Raw genomic sequence first — 25991 nt, 5'->3', positions numbered from 1 at the left:
GTCATATTCGCGTTTCTATATATCGAATTTAAAGGATTTTATGTCTTGAGCATGATCAGGAAATACAGAAGATTTCCTTTGAGGAAATAGCGCCTTCGATGGATTTCGACGAAGATGTGAACTTATGTCATGTGAAAGCGACGGCTTTTAGCGAGGAATGGCGCTATTTTGCACGGTTTACCAGCAATTCATGGACTTCATAAGCATTTTTGACTTAAGATAGATGGGATGAATGGAGACAGCCGATTATTTTATAACCTGAATCATTAAGGTGGTTAAATAAGAAGGAGAACATCGTTCATAGGATGAATTATAATTTTCAATGCTATGATGTGAATGGATTTGAAGTGGGGGAGGGGATTGCGATAAAATCGTTACTAATTGATCTGGATGGAACCCTTTATCATGGAAATCGGATGATCAAGGGTGCGGATCTGTTCATATCCCGATTGCGTACAGACCAGATACCTTATGCTTATGTTACAAACAATGCTTCACGCACACCCGAATCGGTGGCTGAGCATTTGGTTGGTATGGGAATTAAAGCGGCCAGCCATGAAGTATATACTTCGGCGTTAGCAGCTGCACAATATGTAGCACAGCAAAGTCCTGGAGCTCGTGTATATTGTATTGGTGAGACAGGATTACGTGATGCACTCACAGGAGCCGGTTTGCAGCTTGTTGAAAACCATCCTGATTATGTGGTGCAGGGGATAGATCGTCAATTTACATATGATGCGCTGGCCGCTGCCATGCGTTGGATTCGGGAAGGAGCCACTTTTATTTTGACAAACCCGGATCTCCAATTGCCTTCACATGATGGGCTAACGCCAGGAGCAGGTACGATTGGAGCAGCAATTGAAGCGGCTTCACAGGTAAAGCCTATTGTCATCGGTAAGCCTTCAAGCGTATTGATGAATTATGCACTGAACCGCTTAAACATTAGGGCGGATGAAGCTCTGGTTGTGGGCGATAATATGCTTACAGATATTGCGGCAGGTGCAGCAGCAGGTTGTAAAACAGCTCTGATCCTGTCGGGCGTGACGACCCGCGCTAATATGGACGAACATGTGCGTACCGTTGGAGTAAAACCTGACCTGATGTTTGAAAATCTCGCTGAATTGCAGGACTGGATGAAAGAAGAGCTGAAATAATAGAAAAAGTATATGTTTTAGAAAACTTGCGAGCATTAAAAGCTATGTAGCTACGAAAGGAAAGATGTTGAAATGCCGGAACTTCCTGAAATGGAAAACTACAGAATCTTATTATCCAAACAAATTTTGGACATTCCGATTACTGGAGTGACGGTTAGCCGTGAAAAGTCCATTAATACTGAAGTGGAAACGTTTGAGAAGCAATTGCTCGGAACGACCGTTGTATATTTAGAGCGTCGAGGCAAGCATTTGATTTTTCATTTAAACACGGGCGGGAGGCTCGTACTTCATCTGATGTTGGGAGGGCTGTTATTTCTGGGAACGGAGGAGCAGCGTCCAGATCGTACAGTTCAGATCGAATTAGATTTTAGTGGAGTAAAGCTTTATTTTATCGGACTGCGCTTAGGTTATCTGCACTTGCTGACGGCTAAAGAAACAGAGGAGGCTTTGTCAGACCTGGGACCTGACCCGTTAGACCGCCGCATGACGTTGGAAAAGTTTACAGCACGGCTGAAGGGACGCCGGGGGATTTTAAAAACAACACTGGTGAATCAGCAGATTTTTTCAGGTATTGGCAATTGTTATTCGGACGAAATTGCTTATATCGCCGGATTTACACCGGGTTCCAAAGTACAAAACATTGTGCAGTCGCCAGAAAAAGTGGAAAAGCTATACCATGCCACTCAATCCGTACTACGTGAAGCTACTGCGGAAGGCGGGTACATGGAAATGCCTCTAATGGAGGGAGACACGCTAACAGGTGGATTTGATCATCAGTGTCGAGTATATGACCGCGAAGGAGAAGAATCTCCAAGTGGCGGAAAAATTGTAAGGGTTGAACTGGCGGGGAAAAAAGCATTTTATTGCCCGGTACAGCAGCATGATGCCTAAATTGCTCATCGGCTCCCATGTGAGTACGCGTGGTGGCTTTTTCAAAGCCGCTATGCGTGCGCGAGAGCAGGAGGGGCGTTCATTTCAATATTTCCCGAAAAATCCTCGTAGTCTGAGACTGAAGGAATGGAGTGCTACTGATGCTGCTGCTTGCAACGCTTACTGTGTAGAGCACCAGCTTCAATCCATTGCTCATTCGCCATATCCCGTTAATCCGGCTCATGGGTCTGAGCGTGGTCAGAAACTTTATGAGCTGACGATTGCTTCATTACGCAATGATCTGGATATTGCTGAAGCCTGTGGGTCAAAAGGGATTGTCGTTCATTTTGGTCACATGCATTCGTTAGACCCTCTAGAGGGCTATCGTAACATCATTAACTGTTTTAATGATGTGCTGGAAGGCTGGCAGGGAAATGCTAAAATATTGATTGAAAATCAGGCGGGGGATCATGGACCTATGGGAACCACGCTTGAGGAAATGGTGCAAATCCGTCAGTTGTGCCGGTATCCTGACAGTATCGGCTTTTGCTTGGACACTTGTCATGCGTATGCAGCAGGATTGTGGAACGGTGGAATGGACGAGGCTTTGATTGATAAAGGAAACCGTCTCGGCTATTGGTCAGCTCTATGCGGAGTTCACTTGAACGATTCTAAATACCCGTATGGCTCTAAAAAAGACAGACACGCTCGTGTGGGGCAAGGTTACATTGGTACTGAGGGCATGCGCTGGATGACAGATCAGGAGGCTGTAAGAGGCATTCCTATCGTTTTGGAGAGTGAGACGGGACCTGATGGAACACATCAGGAGGATATTCAAATGATTCTAAGCTGGGAGTAAATCAATCTGATTGATAATAACTATCTTTGAGGCATGTGAGCTTGCATATATGGGAAAAGGAGGAGAAGTTGATGTATTTGTTTATGGACGATTATCGGCCTTGTCCTCCGGGCTTTAAGCTGGCAAGAGATGCGGAAGAGTGTCTGCTGCTGCTTCATGAATATCCTATTACGATACTATCGCTAGATTATGATTTGGGTTCAGGTCAACCCACGGGAAAAGATGTGGCTGCTGCTATCGCAGGGAAACGGTTATATCCGCGTGAAATTTACTTGCATTCCTCCAGTCCAGAGGGGCGGCGAGCCATGTATGAGCTGCTCTATGCGAATAAGCCAGAGGGAGTCACCGTGCATAATGGGCCCATACCCGAGGAGCGTATGCGAGAGATCAGAAAAGGGTCTGAACAATGAAAGAGATCGGACAAAAAGACGCGCGCCGTGCCATATGGGAGGGATGCAAGCTGGCTTTGTTTGTGTACACTCCCATGTGCGGAACATGCGCGGCTGCCCGTAAGATGCTGGAGGTAGCAGAGCATTTGCTCCCCGAAGGAGCAGTGGTGCAGAGCAACATTAACTATATTCCTGAACTGGTACAGGAGTACCGGATATCCAGCGTTCCCGCGCTTCTTATATATAATGGTGAAAACAATAATCCTGAAATCATCTACAAAATGGAATCTGTAGAACACTTGCTGAGCAAAATAAGGAGCGTGATGGAATGATATCCATGAAGAGCATTACGTTGCAGCGGGAAGAAAGACGGATATTGGACGATGTAAGCCTGGATATACGAGAAGGTCAACATTGGGCTATTCTGGGTCGCAATGGTTCCGGTAAAACAACTTTGCTGGAAATGATGACAGGGTATATGTTTCCAAGTCGTGGTACGGTTGAAGTGCTTGGGCAAATGTATGGTCAATGTGATGTGCGGGAGGTCCGCAAGCAGATCGGATATATCAGTCAGACCTTATTGGAAAAGCTGGCGCTAAAAGATCCAGTTTGGGAAGTAGTCGCTACAGGTGCGTATGCTTTTTTGCGCTTTTATCAGGAAATTCCAACAGAGGCAAAAGAAAAGGCCATATCTTTGCTGGAGGGTATGAATTTAGGTGACTTGATTCATCATCCGCTGGGGACGTTATCTCAAGGAGAACGTAAAAAGGTGATGTTGGCCCGCTCACTGATGGCGGAACCCCGTCTGCTAATTATGGACGAGCCTTGTGCTGGGTTGGATCTATTTGAGCGGGAAAAAATGCTGGTCGAGATTGATCGGCTCCGCAAGCGGGACTTATCAGTGGTCTATGTGACTCATCACATTGAGGAGATTGTCCCCCTATTTACACATGTTGCATTGATTCGTGATGGTAAGGTTGCAGCAGCTGGACCGAAAAAAGAAGTTTTAACGAAAGAATTGATTATGCACACATATGAAGTTTCGGTTGAGCTGGATTGGGATGGAGAACGTCCCTGGATTCGGGTGTGCGCTGGAGGGTAATGTTATTTTGGAGGAACTATATATGAGTACAGATGAACAAAGTGAATCTACTTTGTCATCATCAAGATTTATTTGTACGGCCAATCACGGTTTTGCACCCTATGCTCAAGAGGAGCTTAGAAGAATATTTGGCTCTGTGAAAAGTACGATGCTTTTACCTGGTGAAATTTTTCTGGCTACATTACCTGCGGAAGAAATTGAGACAGTGAGGACAATTACAGGTCAGCCGCCGATGTTTTTACGTCACTTGTTTCCTGTTCATTTTCAGGAAGAAGGAACGGATCTGGTTCAGGTGCAGGAGCGTCTGGTTGCATTCATCCGTAACCGCAAGGAACTGATGGATCAACGTGTTTCTTTACAGGTGCGCAAAGGATCTAATAGCAGCTGGACTGAAAGCGCAGGTGCACTTAAGCAGGCTTTGAGTGAACAATTAAGTGATCTACCTATGGAGCAAACAGTACAAGGCGCCGATGTTATTGTGTCCGTTTTTGCAGATACAGATACGTGGTATGCAGGTGTATCACGTCCTGAGGACAACCTATCGGATTGGAGCGGAGGTGCGGTTCGTTTTCAGAAAGAAGACGGACAAATTTCCCGTGCCAAATTCAAGCTATTGGAAGCAGAAGTAACGTTCGGCATAGATTTTGGCGCTTTCCATCAGGGACTGGATATTGGGGCAGCACCGGGTGGATGGACTTCCTTCTTACTGGAGCGGGGACTGAAAGTTACTGCGGTTGATCCGGCAAAGATGGAGCCATCACTGATGAAGTACGCCAATCTGACTTTTTTGCGTAAAAATGCAAGTGAAGTCAAATTTAAAGAGAATTCGTTCGATCTGCTGGTTTGTGATATGAGCTGGAGTCCTAAGCAAATGGCAAGGCTTGTTACTGATTTACTATATAGTTTGCGAAGTGGTGGTACTGCTATCGTTACGGTCAAGCTAATGCATAAAAAGCCCTTGGCGCTCATTCATGATGTAATTGCTTCATTTGAGGAGTCCGGCATGCAGATTCAGCGAGCTAAGCAGCTATTCCATAATCGAGATGAGATTACCCTGTACATGATTAAGTATGGAAAATAACACTTTACAATAGATACAGGTGTGCTATATAATAAATCCAAATTGTTCCTTAAAAATAATAATGATGTTTAAATCAAGGGAAAGCATCCCGCGAAACGGTTTTCATGGCGACATGGAAATTTGATTTTGCGGCAGCTTTCCCTTTTTTGCGTTGTTTGCTTAAGAAAGGAGGTAGGAGAATAATGAAGCAACCATCACAGTTGGAATTCGGATCAATTGTTGGTGAGCGTTACCGTATTGTGCGCACATTGGGTTCGGGAGGAATGAGCCGCGTGTTCATGGCAGAGGATTTAAAACTGCCAGGCAAGCAATGGGCAGTGAAGGAGTCGGTTGCCGAGCCACAAGTGATGAAGCTTGTACGCACGGAGGCAGAGATGCTGATTTCACTAAGCCATCCACGTTTACCAAGAATTGTTGATTTTTTTGAGCATCCCCCATCTGGTGCGGTATACCTGGTTATGGATTACATCGAAGGAATTACGCTGGAAGCATATATGAAGGGTTACCAAGGCTATATTCCACAGGAGCAAATCGTCCCATTCGCTTTGCAGGTACTGGATGTGTTGGATTATTTGCATACCCGTCAACCACCAGTCATTTACCGGGATCTGAAACCAACGAATATTATGCTGACACCGGAAATGGAATTTATACTGATTGATTTTGGAATAGCGAGGAGCTACAAGGCTGAGCTGGATCAAGATACGGTAAAGCTGGGCACAGTGGGCTTCGCTGCCCCGGAGCAATATGGAGCAGGTCAGACGGATGCTCGTTCAGACTTATACAGTTTGGGAGCGCTGCTATTGTATCTCTGTACAGGAGGCAAATATAGCGAGTGGACTGCGGGAGTAGAAGGATATATACGCGGGGAATTGTCTCGTCATTTGATTCCAGTAATTCGAAAACTGCTGCGTGAGAATCCTAAGGAACGATTTCAATCCGCCGGGGAGGTCATTGGAGAACTGCGTCGCAGTGCTGATTTTCAACCTGCTCAACAAGGAATATCCGTTAATGATGCCTCAATGGATTATGCAGGTACAAGGGTAGTGGCTGTACTGGGTGTCTCTGCCGGCTCCGGTGCTACGCATACAGCAATTATGGTGAGCCACTATCTGGCTCGAAGATCCCGCTCCGTAGCTTTGGTTGAGCTGCACAGCACAGCCAAAGCATTTGCCCGACTTCAAGAAGTCGTAGAAGGCACATCCGTTGGACAAATGAGTTCAAGTCGGCGTTTTGAAGTCGATGGAGTACATTACTGGCGACAAACATCGCGTGCGGATGTCATTTCTTTGTTGGGTGGTTCTTACAGATTTATCGTACTGGACCTGGGGAGTGGGCAGGATAATGAACGTCTGGAAGAATTCTTGAGAGCCGATTATCCGCTCGTCGTTGGCTCAGGGGCCGAATGGAGGGTTCAGGATATAGCAGGGCTAACCCGATCTCTTCAGCGCCACCCACAGCACAAATGGAATTACTGCTTGCCATTGGCAACTTCGGAGGCGGTTCGCAGGCTTCGTAAGGAGCTGGATCACGATAAAGTATTTGCTCTACCGTTCCACTCAGACCCCTTCGAACGGGATGATGAGATGGATCAGGTGCTGGACGAGCTGTTTCGCGGAGTTATTCCAGACACCCGGAGAAGACGCTTCGCATCCCTTAAGCGACGGCGCTAAATAGAAAGTATATATCAAAAAGAGGCAGGGGAGAAGTTGTGTGTCCAAGCTAAGAAAAAGCAGTAAACAAAAACTGTATGCCGGTTGCATTGGCGCTGGGATTGTTGGCATTATCTTTGCCGGCTACCTTATGGTTAATATCCATCAAATGAATGAGGTTAGGAAACAGGCTGAGGTAGAGGCAGAACTGAAATGGAAAGTGTATGAACAAGAGCAACGAACCGCGAAAAAAGGCTGGGCGGTTGTCCGTGATATTTCTCCAGGTGAACAGATTGCATCTAATGATTTGAAGGGAATTAAAGTTCCCGGTTCTCAGGCTCCATCAAATTTGCTGGCAAATAAAAGTGAAGTTTCCGGAACCACAGCCAAGATTGAGCTTAAAAAAGGATCTGTGCTTACATCGTCTATGATTACTGCTGATGAACCCACACCTAAAGATTTACGCAACCGTGAGCTAAAGGTGGTGGTACTACCCAACAGTCTAAAGTCGGGGGACGAAGTAGATATCCGCATACAATTTCCAACAGGTCAGGATTACATTCTATTATCCAAAAAGAAGATTTCCCGACTGGAAGGTCCAATTGTCTGGGTCACTTTGAATGAGCAGGAAATATTATCGCTTTCGAGCGCGATTGTTGATGCCTATCTGCATAAAGCATCCATTTATGCTCTGACGTATGTCGATCCCCAATTTCAGCCTAAGGCAATCCCGACCTATCCACCTAACGCGCAGGTGTTAGCGTTAATGAATAGTGATCCGAATTTGATACACATTGCTGAACAAAAGCTGTCTAAGCAGCTGCGGGATTCCCTTGAAAATGCAATTAGTTCATCAAACAGTGTAATTTCAACACCCGTGGAAAGAAGTCTGAGTGAGGAAATTGCAGCTCAACATGCGGGTGCTACTATAGAAAACCCAACAAGCGGGATTGATGTTACAAGAAATGAATATGAGAATGAGCAGGATCATCAAGAACAAACAAAGATTCTGACGCAGGGTGGAAGCTCTGACCCGTATGCCAAATAAATGAGAGAAAAGGAACGGAAGTATGAAAACATGGATATTTGCCGGGCTTTGTGACAAAAGCGATACCTTGTTATACATCAGCAGCATATTAGCAGCTTCCGGCCAACGGGTACTGCTTGTAGATGCTACGCTGCGGGGACGGTATCGGTATAGCATAGGGATGCTTGACAAACCACTTCCCATTACGCAGTTTAGTGGTTTTGATGTAGCAATTGGATTTACAGCATGGGAAGACCTGCATATAGGTATGACGGCTGATCAGAAGGCAGAGCAGGTTTATGACATTGTTATTTTAGATGTAGAGTTACTTGATTTTTGTCCAATTTCTGTTTGGAAAAGGGCAGAACTGCGAGTTTGGGTCAGTGATTATAGCCGCATGCTAATGCATAACGGACAGAATTGGCTTCAGCATTTATTCAGTCAATCTGAATTTCCCAAAGATCTTGTATTTCACAAGCTATTTTTACAGGCCGTGGATTGTGGTCTGGAGGAGCCGTATCTGTGGGAATACATGAACCATTTCCCGGCATCTTGGCAGCAAGAGCCATATATACTGCCATGGGATGAGGGGTTGCTTGCTCTGAAACTGGAAAATGAGCATAAAAAACAGCTAATACTAAAACCGCTATCCAGAATGTATAAGAAAGAACTATGCCGTTGTATTGGGGAATGGATGAGTTGGGAATTAAAGGTGATTCGTCGTGCGCTAAAGCGTGCGGAAAGGAGTAGAGCATGAGTACCATTTTGTTTTGGAGCCCCATTAAGGGGGCTAGTGGAAGTAGCTCTTTGGCGGCAGCAATAGCAATTACCATAGGCAATCTATATAGAGGAAGACTATTATTGACTCATTTGGGTCGTAGACATACCGGTATTGAATCAGGATTACCTATACAAGAGTATGGTATGGATGATCCAACCCTACAGCTTCAGGAAGGGGGCTGGGATGCTGCCGCACGTTTAGTTCTGCGAGGGACACTGTCTAAAGAAAATATTCGTAATTATACGACACCTGTACTCGAACATACTTTGGATGTACTTGAGGGAACCTCCAGCTTTGGAGCTGCACCGCCGTTACTGTCTCCAGGGCTTGTACGGGCAGTACTAGATACAGCGAACCAATATTATGATTTAACGCTAATTGATGCAGGAAGTGGAGCAGGATGGGGGGCTGTACAGCATGAAGCATGTGCACGAGCCAAACTGGCTGTTCTTTCACTCACTCAGAATATGCGAGAGTTAGACGCTTATTTTGAATCCGTGTCTCCGTTATCTACCTACTCATCGTTACCCTTATTAATAGTACTTGGAAAATATGATGTGCATTCTCAAGTGAATGAAGCGAATATTCGCAGGAGATATGGCTACAAAGGTGCTCTGTATACAGTCCCTTATAACACCGGATTTATGGACGCATGGAACCGCAGGGATGTGATCGGCCATGTGCAGCGTGAGGTACGAAGTGGAAAAGGGCAGCCTCGCAAGCTTTTTATGACTGTAGGATGGGCGCAGAGTATACGTCATATCAGCAAAGCTATTCTGGAGGCGGCAGAGTCCGATCTTCGGCTCAAGGCTTTGGAGAGGGGCGCTTAAATGCTGTCCGCTCAAATGATCAACGGATTGATTCTTACCTGTATAGTATTGATGTGCATCGTACTGATTCTTGTTAAATATCGAGGGGATTTTCACTCGCGACATTCAACCCTTCGAGTAGAAAAAAAGAATGAAGATGCCACATTCGAAACATTAATAGAGTATATCAAAAATGCACTTCATGAACTAAGTCATAGCCAGATGGCGGATGCCGGATTGCATGAAGAGGAATATAGACGGCGTATCCATCAAAGGGCGGAACTACGCAGGGCATTAAAGGACTGTGCCAATGGTAGCAGTGGAGATAAACGTTTTGTTAAAAATCTGATGGCTGAGCTTCTGATTCACGGTTACGGCTTGAACGAGAAAATCGTCGATACTGTTATGCCATTCTCCAGACCTGAGTTGTTTAGCATACAGGATCAATTCGAAATTATATTTTACCAATACCAGCAGAAGTTTGGCGCTGATGCACTATCACGTTTACTGGATACTTATGACTTGGCCGAAATGAGATATTCACAGCAAGGTGAAGAAGATGGAAGTTATCTCGTTACCGCAGAGGACATTCGTTATATCTATGATTGTGAGTACCGGCCCCTTTCCTTTTTGGAGAAGGTGGATATTATTGTCCAGCGGATTTATCAGCATTATAAAGGCTTTTCCGTCATTGATGATATTCGTGACCAGCGGATCGACGGTGTAAGTGGGGGCGTCAGTGGTATGCCGGAAGGTGGGATTCCTGCATCATCAGACTGGCCTTCCGATGGGTATGTATTTGAACAAACAACTATGCCTACTGCCAATAGTTATGAGAGCGTATGGATTTTTTATAAAGGTAAAACGATCCATCTTTCGTTCCTTTCCTTCGGATCTGAGCGTGAACTTAAAAGGGTGTGCCAAAATATTTACAAATACAATTACCCGGGACAGCTTTCCGAAGCGAATGGTTATAAGGTCAATGAAATGAAGGATGGGTCACGGGTAGTGGTGGTGCGACCTCCTTTCTCAGAATCGTGGGCTTTCTTTGTCCGTAAATTTGATATTCAAAGCGCATCGCTGGAACAGTTAATTAAGGGACAAAATGCTGATTTTCCAATCCAGCTACTTTCTTATTTAATGAAAGGCAGCCGGATTACTGCTATCACAGGCGCGCAGGGCTCAGGTAAGACGACGTTGTTAATGGCGATGGTCAAGCACATTTATGCTTCGTATACGCTTCGCGTTCAGGAAATGGCTTTTGAACTGCATCTACGCAGCATCTACAGTCGCCGTAACATTCTTAGCTTTCGAGAAACGGATCATATTTCAGGACAACAAGGGCTTGACTTACAGAAAAAAACAGATGGAACCGTCAATATTCTAGGCGAAGTAGCAAGTGATGAAGTAGCTGCTTGGATGATTCAAATGTCGCAGGTTGCCAGTCTGTTCACCATTTTTACTCATCATGCCAAAACATTTCGTGATCTCGTGTTTTCACTTCGTAATTCATTGCTCAAAACAGGAGTATTTCAGCATGAAGGCATTGCTGAGGAACAGGTAGTTCATGTCATTAACTTTGATGTGCATCTCAAACGTGATGCGGAAGGGCGACGCTACATCGAACGGATCACAGAATGTGTGCCGCGTGACCCGGATCATACGGATGCAGGCTCCAATGCTTCAACGAGCTACAGTTATCGCCACGTTATGGAATATCGGAACGGAAGCTATATACCGATGGAGTCCTTAACAGCCAAAAGTGTACAAGAAATGTATGAGCAGATGAATGTAAATGATGCCAGAGATTTCCGCAGTTTTTTGACCCGCTATTGGGAGGAAGACTATGAGTCTTAAAGAAATTTTATTATGGATTTTACTTATATCAGGTGGGGGCTTTACGCTTCTATATATAGCTTTATGGGGGTTGCGTAAGCGCAGTAGTCATGCAGTTCGCAGAGGACGAATTTATTCTGTGAAGGAAGGGCGCAAGGGAAAAGCGGTACTGCAACGTGAGCTGCAAGCCTTACTGCATAAGTTGTACACGCTGTGTATGAAGGTCCCTTTCTTATCCGGATACATCACGAGTATACGTAAGCGACTAGCTGGTCAGCATGCCTACGATGAGTACAAGCTTCGCCTACAGACGATGAAGATGACACTGTTCATCTGGGGAGCTTTTGCTTGCAGTGGTGTTGTGCTGGTCATGATGAAGCCAGGAATAGAGTTTGCTATATTAGCCGTTTTATGCGGAGTGGTAATCAACAGTCTTATTTTGGATATGGCCATTAGCCGGATGGAAAAAAGGCTACTTGCACAGATGATCGAATTATTCGCCAATGTGCGTCACTATTACCATCAGCACGGTATGGTGGAGGAAGCTATATCCGAAGCGGCCGATTTGGCGGAGGCAGAGGCCGGGAGACACGCACGACTCATCCATGAGGCGCTAACAGATGTTGATCCGCACGAAGCATTGGAAAGATACTATGAATCGGCTCCTAATCGATTTTTAAAAGCTTTTGCCGGTATCTCGTATATGGTAATGGAGTTTGGTGATCGGGTTGAGGAGGGTGGCTCCATTTATTTGAAGGGGCTCGGCAGTCTCGCACGCGAAATCCAGTTGGAGTTGCTGCGAAGAAATAAACTGGACTATCTGTTAAAAAGTCTAAACGTGATCGCACTAGCACCTGTTTTCTTTACCATCCCAATCGAGACATGGGCGAGATCCAGCTTTCCCTCCATGGATGAGTTTTATCAGGGAAAATTGGGTTATATCACAAAATTATCCGTTTATATTGTGATAATTGTATCTTATTTCCTGTTACAGAAGCTACAACAGACCGACGAGACAGGATATCGTGCGGGTAGAGGACGGAGGGTTTGGGAGCAGAAGCTATACCGTTTTCCTATCATTCGTAATGTGGTGGATTCTTTAATTCCACGTCAGCATATGTCTTCTTATTTTCAAATAATCCGCCTATTAAAGGAAAGTGGTGCGGAGATTAGGCTGGAGTGGCTCTACATACGCAGAATGGCTCTTTGTATTATAGGATTGGTGCTCAGTATCAGTACGATATTTTTTTTACATGAAGCTGAGAGAACGCATATCCTTCACGCACCAGTGCAATCGGGTCAAATGTTTGGACGTTTAAGTCCGGTGGAGCAAAAAGAAGCTTTGAAGCAGAGTGAGATTGATCGCAAAATCATGCATTCGCTGAACATGAGGTCGAACAGCACATACGAACAGACGTACGCTGTTTTAGAGCATAATGCTAATGGAACTGCTACTCCTGAACAGTTATCCACAAATACTTGGCGTATCCTCCAAAAGCTAAAAGATTGGAATGATGAATACATCAAGTGGTGGGAAGTGCTGATTAGTTTGATTGTTGGGTACGCAGCCTATCAAATGCCTATGCTTTTATTATATTTGCAACGAAAAATGCGTCGGTTGGATATGAGGCATGAGGTGTATCAATTTCAAACAGTTATTTCCATTTTACGGGTTATGGAACGAATGTCTGTCGAGGAAATATTGGAGTGGCTGAACAGATTTTCAGTTATATTCAAAAGACCTCTGCAAAAATGTTTGCTTCATTATGAACATGGGCCAGAGGCAGCTCTCGACTTGCTAAAAGAAGAAGCGCCTTTGCCGGAATTTCAACGTCTCGTGGATAAGCTTCATTTGTCTTTAGGTAAAATTACGATTCGAGAGGCCTTTGATGATTTGGAATCCCATATGTCCTACTATTTCGAACAAAGAAAACAGGAGTATGAAAAAATAATAGACAGTAAGGCTATCTGGGGAAGGATGATTGGTTTTGCCCCGATGTATGGTCTTATCTTTTTATATTTGGTGATTCCGTTGATCGGTATGAGCTTTGTTCAAATGGATAACTATTATGAACAAATACAAAAAAATCAGTAAGAAAGTTAACCTATGACTAATACAAAATAACAAGCTAGGAGAGAAAAATAAATGAATAACGCATCGACAGCTTTAAAGGTAGCCGCTGGGATATTTTTGACCATCGCTCTAATTACGATTGTAGTTATACTATTTATTTCAGCCCAGGAGGCGACTAAAACGGCACAAAACAATTTTGCTGATATTCAGACCGAATTGTCTCAAGCCTCTTTTACGGTATATGACGGCACAACGATTAGCGGTTCCCAGGTGACCAATGCGCTGCGGAAGTTTCAGGGGAAGGACCAATTCGGCATTCAGATTAAAACCGGCAAAAATATGGCAGGCCAGTGGTACGGTAATGCTCTGAACATTAGCCCAGACAGTGAACAGTATGGCGCCGTGAATGGTGGCAGTGATAAGACAGGTAAAATCACGAATACACTTAATGAGAAAGAGAATGAATACGTAAATCCGAGTGGTAAATTTAAAGCTGAAATCGTCAAGGACAAATCGAACGTTGTCCGTGGGTTGTTGTTTATCCAGTCCTAAGCACTACAGCAAAGATAATAATCAAAAGGGGGATGAGAGTATGTCTGATCACGCTTCAAGCATGCTGCGGCTTGGTGTGTCAGTTATTCTGTTCATAACCGCATGTGTAACGGCAGCAGACTTGTCCAGCCAGCTGGATGGTGCACTGGAATTAAGATCACAGCAAGAGGAGCATTCTGAAGGGCGAATAGCCCGTACTGCTGGGGTGGGGTTGCCGGAGCGGATTAAAGGAACTCAGGTCATACAGGCAATTCGCATGAACTTACAGGAGGGGATTTCGATTCAAGTCGACGGGACAGAGTATGATGTATTTTCTGAACCGTTTGAGCCTGATGTATCGACCCTGGATGCTTCCTCATTATATTCCATGTACCCCCAGCGTAATGGGAATGGGGACATAACATCTGTACGTTTTGAGAAATTGGGGGAAGACTGAAGTGGTTCAAACAATATCGAAGCTGTTGGGGGCGCTGCTCGCTGTATTGCTTTTGTACATCGTACCCGCAGCTCAAGCTGCTGAACAGCAGGATGATATATCCGGGTTAAATACATATCATTCAACTGTACGTTTTGTTGATATGGATTACACCGACGATGTATAACGATTTTATGCGTGATCTGGAATTGACAGGCAATACGTACGAAGTTGACTTGGAACATATGCACAAAAAGTATGTACCGGACTATGCAGATGCCGCGAAGCCAGACAGTTTTCTGGGCAATTATGAAGCTGTATATGATGGGTACTATAATTCGCAAATTTTTCCTGTACTGTTTCCTGACAATCAGCAGCCAAAATCAGATCAGACGCGTCGATATACCTTGATGGCCGGGGATTATTTTACGGTCCGGGTACATAATACGAATCGGACTCCTGCGGACTTGTACAAATCATGGCTTCTTGGTGGGGCAGATAGCGGCAAGCCAGCAGTTACAGCTTCTTACGGGGGCATGATTCTGAATGAGGATTACTGATTTTGCGGTCATATTTATACTTTTGTTTTTGCCCTTTGGTGTAGTTAGTGACTTACGGGTGCAGAATCAGCGTGAAGTGCAGCAGCTAGAAATGAAATATACGTCGGCTCTCCGTACCGCAGTTCAGGATGCAGGGGTTGTGCTCTCACAGAATGAACGTCAGGAACGCGAGGCCGGATACGGATCGGATAAGTTTTTTCGGGTAGATAAAGAAGCAGCGCTGAACACGTTCCTGCACACCCTTTTTCTTAATGTAGGCATTGATGGGGATATAGTAGCACAACGTGCATTATTGGATTACATACCGGCTATTGTAATTCTGGATTATGACGGTTATTATGCGTTCACCTCAGAAGCCTATACAGACGAGCATGGACAAGCTGCTATTGGCCACAAATGGAGCGAAAAAAAGCCATATGCCTATGTTGATTCAGTAGGCAACAGTGTGGGGTTCACCTTGGATAATTATGTGCACGCATACGATGCTCGAAATCACAGGTGGGTAGAGGGCTTTCAAAAGGAACTTCAGGATCAGACCGCTATATCTTTGCTGAAAAATTCAGAAACTTTTGAGCAAATACGTCGTTCCACCATTGTTCGCAGCGTTCAAGAGGACTTGGCGCGAATTATTAATGTCCATAACGAAAAAGCAGCGCGTAACGGCATAACTTATTCGTTCACGCTACCGATCATTCCGCAAGAGGAGTGGTACAACACGGTAGATGATGTGGGGCTGATCGCGTTTATCCAAGGCATTCCGGTCGGAGACAGGTATTACAATAACTATGGATTTGGTGGTGGGAGAGTCGTTAGAAAGCAAGACATTATCGGTGGCATAGAACCAGATACTGGAATAAAGTATTTTTATAGAGATTCATGTCCAGCTCCCTTTAAAGCGAGTGAACGTTTCACGGATGAAAAATCTGCAGCAGCTGCGGGTTACTTTGAGTACAAATGTTATAATGGCTTAAAATAATCACCCTCATGGGTGGTTTTTCTTTTTTTAGGCAGATCCATACCAAAAAACCTTAAAATTCACTGTTTTCAATATTCCGATATGGTTGCAGAATGTGCTACAATAAAGCTTTGAAAGAAACGAAATGCATATGAAATAAGAACAGTCGGCAACGCCGATGACAATAAGGAGCCAAAAACAGCTTATGAGTTTATTGACTGTAGAAAATGTATCCCACAACTTTGGGGACCGCGCATTATTTAAAAATGTTTCCTTTCGATTGCTTGCGGGGGAACGTGTAGGTTTGGTAGGAGCTAACGGTGTTGGTAAATCGACACTCATGAACATTCTCACTGGAAAATTGCTTAAGGATGAGGGTAAAGTGGAATGGACTCCACGTGTGCGTTACGGCTATCTGGATCAGCATACCAAGCTGACACCGGGCAAAACGGTACGTGATGTATTGAAGGATGCTTTTCTTCCTTTGTTGGAATTGGAAAAGGAAATGATGCAGATTACTGACAAAATGGGGGATGCTTCTCCTGATGAGTTGGAAGTGTTGCTGGAACAGATGGGTGAAATTCAGGAGCAACTGGATATGGGGGATTTTTACCTCATTGATGTAAAGGTTGAAGAGATGGCGAATGGACTAGGTCTGTCGGCCATAGGACTGGATCGGGATGTATCCGCACTTAGCGGCGGGCAACGGACAAAGGTTCTTCTTGCTAAGTTGCTGTTGGAAAAGCCGAACGTCCTGTTGCTGGATGAACCTACCAACTATTTGGATGTAGAGCATATTGAATGGCTTACGCGCTATTTGAAGGATTATCCTTATGCTTTTATTCTTATTTCACATGATACTGAATTTATGAACCAGGTCGTTAATGTTATTTACCATCTTGAATTTGCCAAGATGACCCGTTATTCAGCTAATTATGAAAAGTTTCTCGAAATGGCGGATCTAAACAAAGCCCAGCATATTGATGCTTATGAGAAGCAACAGGATTTTATTAAGAAACAGGAAGATTTTATTCAGCGTAATAAAGCGCGTGCCTCTACATCAGGCCGAGCAAAGAGCCGTGAAAAGCAGCTTGATCGGATCGAACGTATTGATAAGCCTGAAGAAGCCGCAAAACCAACCTTTCAATTCAAAGAGGCACGTGCAAGCGGAAAGACGGTATTTGAGGGTATTGATTTTGAGATTGGTTATACACATGCCCTTTTGCCTAAAATGTCCATGACGATTGAACGTGGCGAAAAGATTGCAATTGTCGGCTACAATGGTGTCGGTAAATCGACATTGCTCAAAACCATATTGGGAAAAATTCCGCCAATCAGTGGAAAAACCTATCAAGGTGATTTTTTGCAGCCCGCTTATTTTGAGCAGGAAGTAAAGGCCGAGAAAATTACACCGATTGACGATGTGTGGAATGAATTTCCGCATTTGAACCAGCATGAAGTACGAGCGCATTTGGCGCGTTGCGGTTTGAAAAATGAGCATATCACGCGTCCGCTATCTGCGCTCAGTGGTGGAGAACAGGCTAAAGTCCGTCTTTGCAAACTGTTAATGCGTGAAAGCAACTGGGTACTGTTCGATGAGCCTACCAACCACTTGGATGTTAAAGCAAAGGATGAGCTGAAACGTGCTTTGAAGGAATACAAAGGGACCGTATTGCTTGTATCTCACGAACCGGACTTTTACGAGGATTGGGTAACCAAAACGTGGAATGTGGAAGAGTGGTCAAGTAAAGTTAACTAAAATCAGCTAAATCCAGTTCCAGCAAATTTCACACGAAGTGGGGTTTGCAGAATTAGAAAAATATGCTAAGCTATCTTTAGCTTATACAATAAAATAGTCACACTAGGGGAGCCGCCCATGCGGCTGAGACGGAATAAATGGATTTCGGACCCTTTGCACCTGATCTGGGTTATGCCAGCGTAGGGAAGTGAGCGCCGTACAAACAAGGCAACACCATCTTTATTTTTGTTTGTGCGTGGGACGATACACGTATACGGATATCATGGTCCGTTCGATTATTGGACGTTCGTTAAACCACTTCCTTGGGGAAGTGGTTTTTTTGCGTTTCGTTCATTTTAAGTAGTTCGAGCTTCCGTAGACGATTCACATATAATCCCCTTTCATTCCTGCTGGTAGACGTGGCTGGCTAAGCTTAGATCCTTTAGTCCAATGTGAGGTGAAGACAAAATCGAATTACACGCAATTTCGATGGAAAAGGGCACTTTTGCACAAGCCGCCCAAGTGGCTGCTGTGATTTGTCCGTATGTTCATTATGTACACGCACGTTTAAAACAGAATGGTGCCTCTGCATTGCTTTCTTTGACTCGCAGCCTGGTGGAGCAGGAAGTTCCTTTGCAACAAATTGTAGTAAATGATCGTGTGGATGTAGCTTTACTTACTTTGGTCGGAGCCGTTCAATTACCAGCTAATGGATTACCTGTTGTGGATGTGAAAAGCCTACTTCCAAAGGGTACACGCTGTGGAGTGTCTGTACATTCCTTGGAGGAGATGCAAATTGCTGAGCGGGCAGGAGCGGACTATGTACTTTATGGTCACGTATATGAGACCCATTGTAAGCCCGGTATTGTACCGCGGGGTTTAGCTCAGCTTGAACATATTTGCAGACTGTCAAACATTCCGGTGATTGCGCTAGGCGGCATACAACCGCATCATATCCCGGAGCTTTATAGGGCCGGAGCAAGCGGAATTGCGGTGATGTCTGGTATATGGGAGGCTGAGTCGCCCGTTGCAGCTGCAATGGAGTATAGGCGAATGGCAGACCTTGTAGTTCACAGCCTGTAGCGAGAAAACGAGAGTAGAGGCAAGCTGAAAGCAGAAGGGTTTATGGAGAGGAGATACGGAACAAATGCTAAAGATACACACAGAGGAAAGAGTGATTGGACACGCTGAATGCTTGGTCATAGGTGGAGGTGTCATCGGCAGTTCCATTGCTTATCATGTGGCCAAGGAGGGAAGAAGTACGATTATGCTGGAACGATTGATCCCGGGTGAGGGAGCCTCAGGAGCAGCGGTTGGAATGCTGGCAGCGGAAAGTGAAGAGTTCACCGACTCTGAGCTATCACGATTTGCTCGCATAAGTCGAGATGCATTCCCTGAGCTTGTCTGTGATCTAGAGCGTTTGTCAGGTATTTCGGTGGAATTCCGTACTGAAGGGTTTGTGACCCCTTTCCGTACGGAGACTGAAGGCCAAAAACGCTGGAAAGCTGCTAAAACGCGAGAAGGTGATTGTCCTATCTGGTGGGATGCGAAAGAATTGGCCCGACGAATTCCAGGTTTGGATGAACAAGCGATCGGGGCAATATATCGTTCAAAGGAGACACAAGTGGCTCCTGTCCAGCTTTGCCGTGCTTATGCAGGTGCTGCTGCGGTGCTGGGAGCAACGGTATGGTCTGGTACACAGGCAGAGCAACTGGTCATACAGGATGGTCGAATTTGCGGTGTCCGTACAGATAGTGGTTTTTTTTCCTGCGATCAGGTCATTATTGCCGGAGGCTTGGATAGCATGAAATTGCTAGCGCAGGTTGGGTTTGAATATCCACTTTATCCGGTCAAGGGCGAAGCGGTAGCGGTCTCCTTGAAGGATCACCCGTTAGAATATACCATTTATGCTGATGATATTTACCTCGTGCCTAAACAGAATAACGAGCTTTGGATTGGGGCAACGAGCCTTCCACATCAATATGACGAAGAGGTGACCGTAGGAGGCTTGGAGGGGTTGCTGGCACGTGCCTCTGCCTGGCTGCCGCGCGTCCGTGAAGCTTCTTTTATACGCGCTTGGGCGGGCTTACGTCCGCAGGCTGTATCAGGTCATCCTTTTATAGGCATTGTTCCTGGGGTCGAGGGCGTATATGCTGCAGTCGGGCATTATCGTAACGGTGTCCTGCTGAGTGATGCTACCGGGCGTGCGATGGCAGCTATGCTTAATGGGGCTTGTGCAGCAGAACTTGGGATAAGTAGTTTTTCTTCTGAGCTCCTCAAGGAGAAAAGCTTATGAAGCTGACGATTAACGGCCAGAGCCTGACCTTTTCTAATCGAATCACTCATGTGAATCAATTGCTACATGAGCTTGATGTAAAGGTGAAAACCGTAGTGGTGGAGCTGAATCGGCATATATTGACCCGTGAAGATCATGATGAAGCGGTACTGAAAGATGGAGATTGCCTAGAGATTGTACATTTTGTGGGAGGCGGTTGATTATGTTAACCATTGGAAAAGCATCTTTTACCTCGAGGTTGTTGTTGGGAACAGGAAAATTCTCTGATCTGGATATCCAATCCCAAGCCGTAGAGGCTGCTGAGACGGAAATATTGACGTTTGCTGTACGGAGATTGAACTTGGAGGAACGGGATAAGCAGCATTTTCTCGATATGCTGGATTTGAGCCGGTATACACTTCTTCCCAACACAGCAGGGGCTACAACAGCAGAGGAGGCGATTCGTATTGCCAAATTGGCAAAAGCCTCCGGCCTGTGCGATATGATTAAGGTGGAAGTCATTGGGGATAGAAAGACACTGCTGCCGGACCCATTTGAAACGTTGAAAGCTAGTGAAAAGCTGTTAGAAGAAGGCTTTATCGTGCTGCCCTACATATCGGACGATGTGATTCTAGCAAAGAGGCTACAAGAGCTTGGAGTACATGCCGTTATGCCTGGAGCTTCACCGATTGGTACAGGACATGGTTTGCTTAATCCGTTTTCATTAGGTCTAATTATTGAACAGGCGGAGGTTCCGGTTATTGTCGATGCGGGTATTCGCTCACCCGGTGACGCGGCAATAGCGATGCAGTTAGGGGCAGATGCTGTTTTGTTGAATACAGCCGTATCAGGAGCGAAGGACCCGGTAAAAATGGCCGAGGCCATGAAACTGGCTGTTCGTGCTGGAAGATATGGTTTTGAGGCGGGGATGATTCCTGTAAAACGTTACGCTTCAGCAAGCAGTCCGATAGAAGGTATGGTTCAGGCATGAAGGTAACTGACAAATCCGGTGCAGGAGGAACACATTCAAGTGACCGTTATTCCAGACAGGAAAGATTCGCGCCCTTTGGACCGACAGGACAACGTCGGCTTGCTTCTTCCCACGTACTAATCATAGGTGCCGGAGCGTTAGGTACAGGTATTGCGGAAACGCTCGTTCGCGGGGGTGTAGGTACAGTGAGCCTCGTAGACCGGGATTATGTGGAATGGAGCAATTTGCAGCGCCAGCAGCTTTTTCAGGAAAGTGATGCTGCGCAAAGATATCCCAAAGTAGTAGCTGCTCAGCGAAGATTAAAGGATATTAATTCGGAAACGGTTATACATGCACATGTACTGGATGTTGGGGTGGAAGAGCTGGAAGAGTTGATCCAAGGGGTAGATCTCTTGATGGATGCAACCGATAATTTCGATACCCGACTTCTTATGAACGACATGGCACTCAAGCATCGGATACCTTGGATTTATGGGGGATGTGTAGGCAGCTATGGTGTAACCTACACCATTTTACCGGGTCAAACGCCTTGTCTTCACTGTCTGCTGGGAACTGTACCGTTTGGTGGGGAAACCTGTGATACCGCCGGGATTATTCCGCAGGCTGTACAGATGGTCACGGCTAACCAAACTACGGAAGCCTTCAAACTTCTTGGCGGATATCCGGAAGATTTGAGAGGAAAGTTACTTTCGTTTGATTTGTGGAAAAATGAGTATGTAGCGATAGCGGTAGATAGCGTTAAAAAGGAGAACTGTCCTTCTTGCGGCAGCCAACCGACGTATCCCTATTTGTCGGCCTCTCATCGGCAGAAAACAGATGTTTTGTGCGGTAGGGATACCGTTCAAATTAGACCAGCAAACCCGATCCATCTGAATCTTGCAGAAACGGCAGATAGATTTGCTTCTTTGGGAGAAGGAAAAGTAGAGCGAAATCCGTTTTTGGTTTCCTTTAGTACAAGCGAGCATCGCTTGGTTGTTTTTGCAGATGGCAGAGCGCTGATCCATGGGACAAAGGACGTGGCAAAAGCAAGAAGTCTGTATCATCGCTATTTGGGTTAAACGATAAAAGCAGAAAGCCATTCTTTGGAGAATGATTTTCTGCTTTTTTGTTACAATAATATTAATATGCTTTAATGGCTTATAACACAAACTTGTTCGTATCCAATATGTAATGCTATGTCCAAACCAGGTGGGTGAAAAGGTGAGCCCGTTAATTTTGCTTGTGGATGTAAATGAAGCGTCTCCCGTAATTGTTCGTCCATTGGAGCAGGAAGGTTATCAGGTGGTTCATGTTAGCAATACGACGGATGCAAGCTCTTATGTAGCCCATAATCCTGTGGATTTGTTGCTGCTCAATATAGAAGATGAACAGACGGTTTCGCAAGGCTTGCTTCGCATATTGCAGCAATACCATCCTCATGTCCCGCTATTAGCAATGACTTCATCAGATAAGGAGGACCATATTGTTTCCTGTTTTGAACAAGGAGCACATGATGTGATCGTTCTGCCCTTTTATCCTAGAGTTTTTCAGGCTAGAGTGGCTAATTTATTGCGGATTTTTGGTATTGAACGTGATGTGAAAAGGGCAATCGAGGCGGGTGATTTACATATAGACAATGCAAGCAGAATGGTGAGCAGAGGGGGACAAAAGCTGGAATTAACTCCGAAGGAATTCGATCTTTTGCTTCATCTGGCGATACATCTTAACCAAGTTTGTAGCAGGCAGCAAATTCTGAAGGATGTTTGGAAACATGACTATATCGTTGATACGAACGTAGTAGATGTCTATATCAGACATTTGAGGGTTAAAGTAGATAAGGGGTATAAGTTTAAAATGATCCGTACGGAACGAGGTATTGGTTATTCACTCAGAACACCTACCGTATCAGAATAGTATTAGGTATAAAAAAAGCCGGAACTTTTCGTCCCGGCTCGCATATTTCAAAATGAGTTTCATACTACAGCACGCGGCGTGCTTTAATGTATGTTCTTTTCCAGTTGCCAGAGTTCAAATCGGAGATGGTCACGCCAGGTCCGCCGTAAGTGTGTAAAATTTTACCCCCGCCCATATAGACTGCTACGTGGGTAATGTTGCGTCCTGTAGCACGACTACCGCTTGAAAAGAAAACTAAGTCGCCTTTTTTCAAATTGGACTTGGATACGGCATGTCCAACTTTAGACTGTTGAACAGAAGTACGCGGCAAATTTACTCCGTATTTCTTGAATATGTGCTTCATGAAAGAAGAACAGTCAAAATTACGTGTAGTGCTTGTGGAAGCTCCAAACTTATAAGGAGTTCCCATATATTTTTCACCGTAGTTAATTACTTTTTGGCCTACCGAAGTCGTAGTGGCGGCTTGTGCCGTATTTGTTCCCTCAATTGCAAAAGTGCCAAAGCCGATCGTGGCTGCGACCCCTGCTATAATTACCTTTTTTATGATTTTATGCATATTCATGTTGTAAATACCTCCAAAAATTGATTTGTGCAATATTTTGCTGAGTTGCTAACTAACTGACAGCGTTGAGTATAACAGTTTTGAAGCCGCCTAATAGTTGGAAAAGAACGCTCAAATGCTTGAGGGACAAGACTTACACAGCGATTATTAAAAAACGATTAAAAATTACAATTTGTAAAAAATATATCGATTCATTGATCTCTATAAACGGAAAAACCCTTGTTCATCAAGGGTTTTGAGTGAAAAACAATTTATATAATAGTTACAATAATGTCATAATTAATCCTTGCTTTGAATAACGAGTAGCAGACCGCTTTTGATGGAAATCGTACCTTTTGAAGCCGTTAGCTTATTACTGACAGCACGTGATTGTCCCATTTTGAGGGTGGCATTATGTAACGGATACATAAATCCTTCTAGTTGTATGCCAGTTACTTCGGCGGTCATAGGAAGCAGCGATGTATATGTATAGCCCATAGGTTGGATTTCAAGCGTTGATCCGGTGAGCTCAATATAATTATGTGCGTCCATAATAGCGCAGCTAATATGATGCTGCATTGCACGTACCAATATTTGAACATTAGCCAATGTGTGGTCCATCCGGGTGCCAGTCACACCAAGCATCAGTACTTGATCTGCCTGTTCGTCCATAGCGATTTCTAAAGCAAGCTCAGTATCTGTTAAGTCTTTAAGTACTGGATCGCACGCAATCATACGTTGGCTTGCTGATTCTACCTTTTCTTTTTCCTCTGGTGTGATTGAATCAAAATCTCCTACAGAGATATGTGGTGTAATACCGTGCTCGATCAGGAAAAGAGCACCTTTATCTGCACCTATAATAAAATCATCGGGCTGTATTTGATGTAAATCTTCTTCATTAAGACGACCACCTGAAAATACAATCGCTCGTTTTTTTGTCATAATCAACATCCTTTCTTTCTGATACGATCCTATATATACCATCGTTTTTAAGTATACCGCGTTAAATATGGCTTGCACAATTTTGGAGGACATGGCTACAATGAAACAGAAAAAAGGAAGTGTAACGTGTAATAGGAAGGAGAACGAAATGATTAACGTTTTGTTTGTGTGTTTGGGCAATATTTGCCGCTCTCCGATGGGGGAGGCAATACTGAGACATAAAGCGCAGGAACGGGGATTGGGTGCAGAAATCGGGGTGGACTCGGCCGGGACAGGCGACTGGCACATCGGAAATCCTCCGCATGAGGGAACACTAAAGCAACTTAAACTGCATGGAATCAGCGAACAAGGCATACAGGCGCGGCAAATAACGGGCCGTGATTTTGACGCGTTTGATTATATTGTGTGCATGGATGACTCTAATGAACGAAACATGCGAAAGATTGCAGGTGGAGCGGAGGCAGATATTCTAAAATTTATGGATTTGCTCCCTCAAGAAAAATTAAGAGAAGTACCCGACCCATATTTTACAGGGAATTTTGAAGAGACCTATCGATTAATGGACGCAGGTTGCGACGCCTTGCTGGACAAGATCGTAGAAGAAAAGCTATAATGTGAACGACAGATGACGGCAATCATTGCCGTTTTTCGTTATACATTTTTGAAAGCGTAACCAAATCATGAAAAAGAAAAAGGAGCTTTATGACCTAGTAGGTCAAATGCTCCATTCCCTTTAGTTACCTGGGAGAATTTTTACTCAGGCGCGATCCAAAAAATACATTAGCGCGTCAGGCAACTCGTTTTGCCAAAAGCCCCACAAATGTTTGCCATCCTTTTCACGGTAAGAAACTTCAGCGTTCCGTTCGCGCAGCAAATCTGCGCATTGACGGTTAAGCTCTACAAAGTTGTAAATGCCAGTATCACTCTCAAATGCATCTTCCTGAAGGCCAACCGTCATCCACACCCGCAAATGAGACAGATCTTTCTCACGGGCGATGATTTCCTGCGAAGCTTCATAGTAAGCACCTGAGAGGCTGATAATGCGGTTGAACAACTGAGGATACATCAAAGCCAAATGCAGAGACACACTGCCTCCCAGTGAATCCCCCGCCAAAATACGGGACGCTGCATCTTTTCTTATAGGATACTTTTGCTCTACATAGGGAATAATCTCTTCTGCAAAACAGGCGGTATACGCCTCAAAACGATTGCCAAAGGGAGCATACTCCTGCGTTCGAATTTTTGTATTCACTTCCACACCTACAATAATGAAGGGTTCGACGCCCTCATCTAGAATGAGGCGGTTGGCATGAGTTGCAATGCGGCCAAAATTGAAAAATTCTTCTCCGTCCTGACAGTACACGACCGGGTAGCTCAATATTTCATTATAGCCGGGCGGCAAATAAATCCGGAGAGTTCTGGTCTCGCCAAGAAAGCGGCTGTCTACTTCGTCTTTAAGGATGGTTCGTTTTAAATACCGAGAATCCGTCATTTT

General features: G+C 44.8%; 27 protein-coding genes, 1 pseudogene and 1 riboswitch. Of the genes and pseudogenes, 25 read left to right on the top strand and 3 right to left on the bottom strand.

Annotated features, from left to right (window positions below; genetic code table 11):
- The first annotated feature begins 305 nt into the window (after positions 1-305).
- From MLD56_RS13725 to MLD56_RS13605, 24 genes and pseudogenes are all read left to right on the top strand, one after another.
- Positions 306-1154, top strand: a complete 849-nt coding sequence (locus tag MLD56_RS13725; protein ID WP_080658623.1) for a TIGR01457 family HAD-type hydrolase — start codon at positions 306-308, stop codon at positions 1152-1154.
- 72 nt (positions 1155-1226) lie between these two features.
- A complete protein-coding gene (locus MLD56_RS13720; protein ID WP_025724124.1) occupies positions 1227-2045 on the top strand; it encodes an Fpg/Nei family DNA glycosylase in 819 nt (272 codons plus the stop codon).
- Positions 2035-2883: a deoxyribonuclease IV gene (locus MLD56_RS13715; RefSeq protein ID WP_029517419.1), complete on the top strand. Its 849-nt coding sequence runs from the start codon at positions 2035-2037 to the stop codon at positions 2881-2883. Before MLD56_RS13720 ends, MLD56_RS13715 begins: the two co-directional genes overlap by 11 nt.
- Positions 2884-2954: 71 nt before the next feature.
- Positions 2955-3293, top strand: a complete 339-nt coding sequence (locus MLD56_RS13710) for a cyclic-phosphate processing receiver domain-containing protein (RefSeq protein ID WP_029517420.1) — start codon at positions 2955-2957, stop codon at positions 3291-3293.
- Positions 3290-3604 carry a thioredoxin family protein gene (locus MLD56_RS13705; RefSeq protein ID WP_029517421.1) on the top strand — a complete coding sequence of 105 codons (315 nt, stop codon included), beginning with the start codon at positions 3290-3292 and terminating at the stop codon, positions 3602-3604. Before MLD56_RS13710 ends, MLD56_RS13705 begins: the two co-directional genes overlap by 4 nt.
- Positions 3601-4374, top strand: coding sequence for an ABC transporter ATP-binding protein (locus MLD56_RS13700; RefSeq protein WP_029517422.1), 774 nt, complete (start codon positions 3601-3603; stop codon positions 4372-4374). Before MLD56_RS13705 ends, MLD56_RS13700 begins: the two co-directional genes overlap by 4 nt.
- 22 nt (positions 4375-4396) lie before the next feature.
- On the top strand, positions 4397-5455 hold the full coding sequence (locus MLD56_RS13695) for a 23S rRNA (cytidine(2498)-2'-O)-methyltransferase RlmM (protein ID WP_029517423.1): 1059 nt from the start codon (positions 4397-4399) through the stop codon (positions 5453-5455).
- Between the two features lie 179 nt (positions 5456-5634).
- Entirely contained in the window at positions 5635-7128 is a 1494-nt protein-coding gene (locus tag MLD56_RS13690; protein ID WP_241113517.1) for a serine/threonine-protein kinase, read from the top strand.
- Between the two features lie 40 nt (positions 7129-7168).
- On the top strand, positions 7169-8155 hold the full coding sequence (locus tag MLD56_RS13685; protein ID WP_029517425.1) for an SAF domain-containing protein: 987 nt from the start codon (positions 7169-7171) through the stop codon (positions 8153-8155).
- Positions 8156-8177: 22 nt separating this feature from the next.
- Entirely contained in the window at positions 8178-8891 is a 714-nt protein-coding gene (locus tag MLD56_RS13680) for a hypothetical protein (protein WP_029517426.1), read from the top strand.
- On the top strand, positions 8888-9745 hold the full coding sequence (locus tag MLD56_RS13675; RefSeq protein WP_029517427.1) for a hypothetical protein: 858 nt from the start codon (positions 8888-8890) through the stop codon (positions 9743-9745). The genes MLD56_RS13680 and MLD56_RS13675 overlap by 4 nt, the downstream gene beginning before the upstream one ends.
- The gene (locus MLD56_RS13670; protein WP_029517428.1) at positions 9746-11581 is read left to right on the top strand and encodes an ATPase, T2SS/T4P/T4SS family; all 1836 of its coding nucleotides are present in this window, start codon (positions 9746-9748) and stop codon (positions 11579-11581) included.
- Positions 11571-13655: a hypothetical protein gene (locus MLD56_RS13665; protein WP_029517429.1), complete on the top strand. Its 2085-nt coding sequence runs from the start codon at positions 11571-11573 to the stop codon at positions 13653-13655. The genes MLD56_RS13670 and MLD56_RS13665 overlap by 11 nt, the downstream gene beginning before the upstream one ends.
- A gap of 51 nt (positions 13656-13706) precedes the next feature.
- Positions 13707-14186: a hypothetical protein gene (locus MLD56_RS13660; protein WP_029517430.1), complete on the top strand. Its 480-nt coding sequence runs from the start codon at positions 13707-13709 to the stop codon at positions 14184-14186.
- A 40-nt stretch (positions 14187-14226) separates the two neighbouring features.
- Positions 14227-14622 carry a hypothetical protein gene (locus MLD56_RS13655; protein WP_029517431.1) on the top strand — a complete coding sequence of 132 codons (396 nt, stop codon included), beginning with the start codon at positions 14227-14229 and terminating at the stop codon, positions 14620-14622.
- Between the two features lies 1 nt (position 14623).
- A pseudogene (locus tag MLD56_RS13645) lies at positions 14624-15161 on the top strand (hypothetical protein).
- A complete protein-coding gene (locus MLD56_RS13640; protein ID WP_029517432.1) occupies positions 15148-16137 on the top strand; it encodes a hypothetical protein in 990 nt (329 codons plus the stop codon). The pseudogene MLD56_RS13645 and the gene MLD56_RS13640 overlap by 14 nt, the downstream one beginning before the upstream one ends.
- A gap of 184 nt (positions 16138-16321) precedes the next feature.
- A complete protein-coding gene (locus MLD56_RS13635) occupies positions 16322-17875 on the top strand; it encodes an ABC-F family ATP-binding cassette domain-containing protein (protein ID WP_029517433.1) in 1554 nt (517 codons plus the stop codon).
- Between the two features lie 94 nt (positions 17876-17969).
- Positions 17970-18078: riboswitch (TPP riboswitch) on the top strand.
- Positions 18079-18343: 265 nt separating this feature from the next.
- The gene (locus MLD56_RS13630; protein WP_029517434.1) at positions 18344-18937 is read left to right on the top strand and encodes a thiamine phosphate synthase; all 594 of its coding nucleotides are present in this window, start codon (positions 18344-18346) and stop codon (positions 18935-18937) included.
- A 64-nt stretch (positions 18938-19001) separates the two neighbouring features.
- On the top strand, positions 19002-20150 hold the full coding sequence (thiO, locus tag MLD56_RS13625; protein ID WP_029517435.1) for a glycine oxidase ThiO: 1149 nt from the start codon (positions 19002-19004) through the stop codon (positions 20148-20150).
- Entirely contained in the window at positions 20147-20350 is a 204-nt protein-coding gene (thiS, locus tag MLD56_RS13620) for a sulfur carrier protein ThiS (protein ID WP_029517436.1), read from the top strand. The genes thiO and thiS overlap by 4 nt, the downstream gene beginning before the upstream one ends.
- A gap of 2 nt (positions 20351-20352) precedes the next feature.
- Positions 20353-21120: a thiazole synthase gene (locus MLD56_RS13615; protein WP_029517437.1), complete on the top strand. Its 768-nt coding sequence runs from the start codon at positions 20353-20355 to the stop codon at positions 21118-21120.
- Positions 21117-22178 (top strand): ThiF family adenylyltransferase, encoded by a 1062-nt coding sequence (locus MLD56_RS13610; RefSeq protein WP_029517438.1) that lies wholly within the window; start codon positions 21117-21119, stop codon positions 22176-22178. Before MLD56_RS13615 ends, MLD56_RS13610 begins: the two co-directional genes overlap by 4 nt.
- A gap of 142 nt (positions 22179-22320) precedes the next feature.
- Positions 22321-23013 carry a response regulator transcription factor gene (locus MLD56_RS13605; protein ID WP_029517439.1) on the top strand — a complete coding sequence of 231 codons (693 nt, stop codon included), beginning with the start codon at positions 22321-22323 and terminating at the stop codon, positions 23011-23013.
- 64 nt (positions 23014-23077) lie between these two features.
- Here MLD56_RS13605 and MLD56_RS13600 read toward each other — a convergent pair whose 3' ends face one another.
- Entirely contained in the window at positions 23078-23575 is a 498-nt protein-coding gene (locus MLD56_RS13600; RefSeq protein ID WP_029517440.1) for a C40 family peptidase, read from the bottom strand.
- 279 nt (positions 23576-23854) lie between these two features.
- The gene (locus MLD56_RS13595; protein WP_029517441.1) at positions 23855-24496 is read right to left on the bottom strand and encodes a thiamine diphosphokinase; all 642 of its coding nucleotides are present in this window, start codon (positions 24494-24496) and stop codon (positions 23855-23857) included.
- A 148-nt stretch (positions 24497-24644) separates the two neighbouring features.
- Here MLD56_RS13595 and MLD56_RS13590 point away from each other — a divergent pair, with 148 nt between their 5' ends.
- Positions 24645-25109 (top strand): low molecular weight protein-tyrosine-phosphatase, encoded by a 465-nt coding sequence (locus MLD56_RS13590; RefSeq protein ID WP_029517442.1) that lies wholly within the window; start codon positions 24645-24647, stop codon positions 25107-25109.
- Between the two features lie 144 nt (positions 25110-25253).
- Here MLD56_RS13590 and MLD56_RS13585 read toward each other — a convergent pair whose 3' ends face one another.
- Positions 25254-25988 (bottom strand): alpha/beta hydrolase, encoded by a 735-nt coding sequence (locus tag MLD56_RS13585; protein ID WP_025724149.1) that lies wholly within the window; start codon positions 25986-25988, stop codon positions 25254-25256.
- Between the last annotated feature and the right edge of the window lie 3 nt (positions 25989-25991).

Source organism: Paenibacillus peoriae (assembly GCF_022531965.1).
GTDB lineage: Bacteria > Bacillota > Bacilli > Paenibacillales > Paenibacillaceae > Paenibacillus > Paenibacillus polymyxa_D.
The sequence above is the reverse complement of the archived record's forward strand: the minus strand, read 5'-3'. Positions and strand labels throughout refer to the sequence as shown.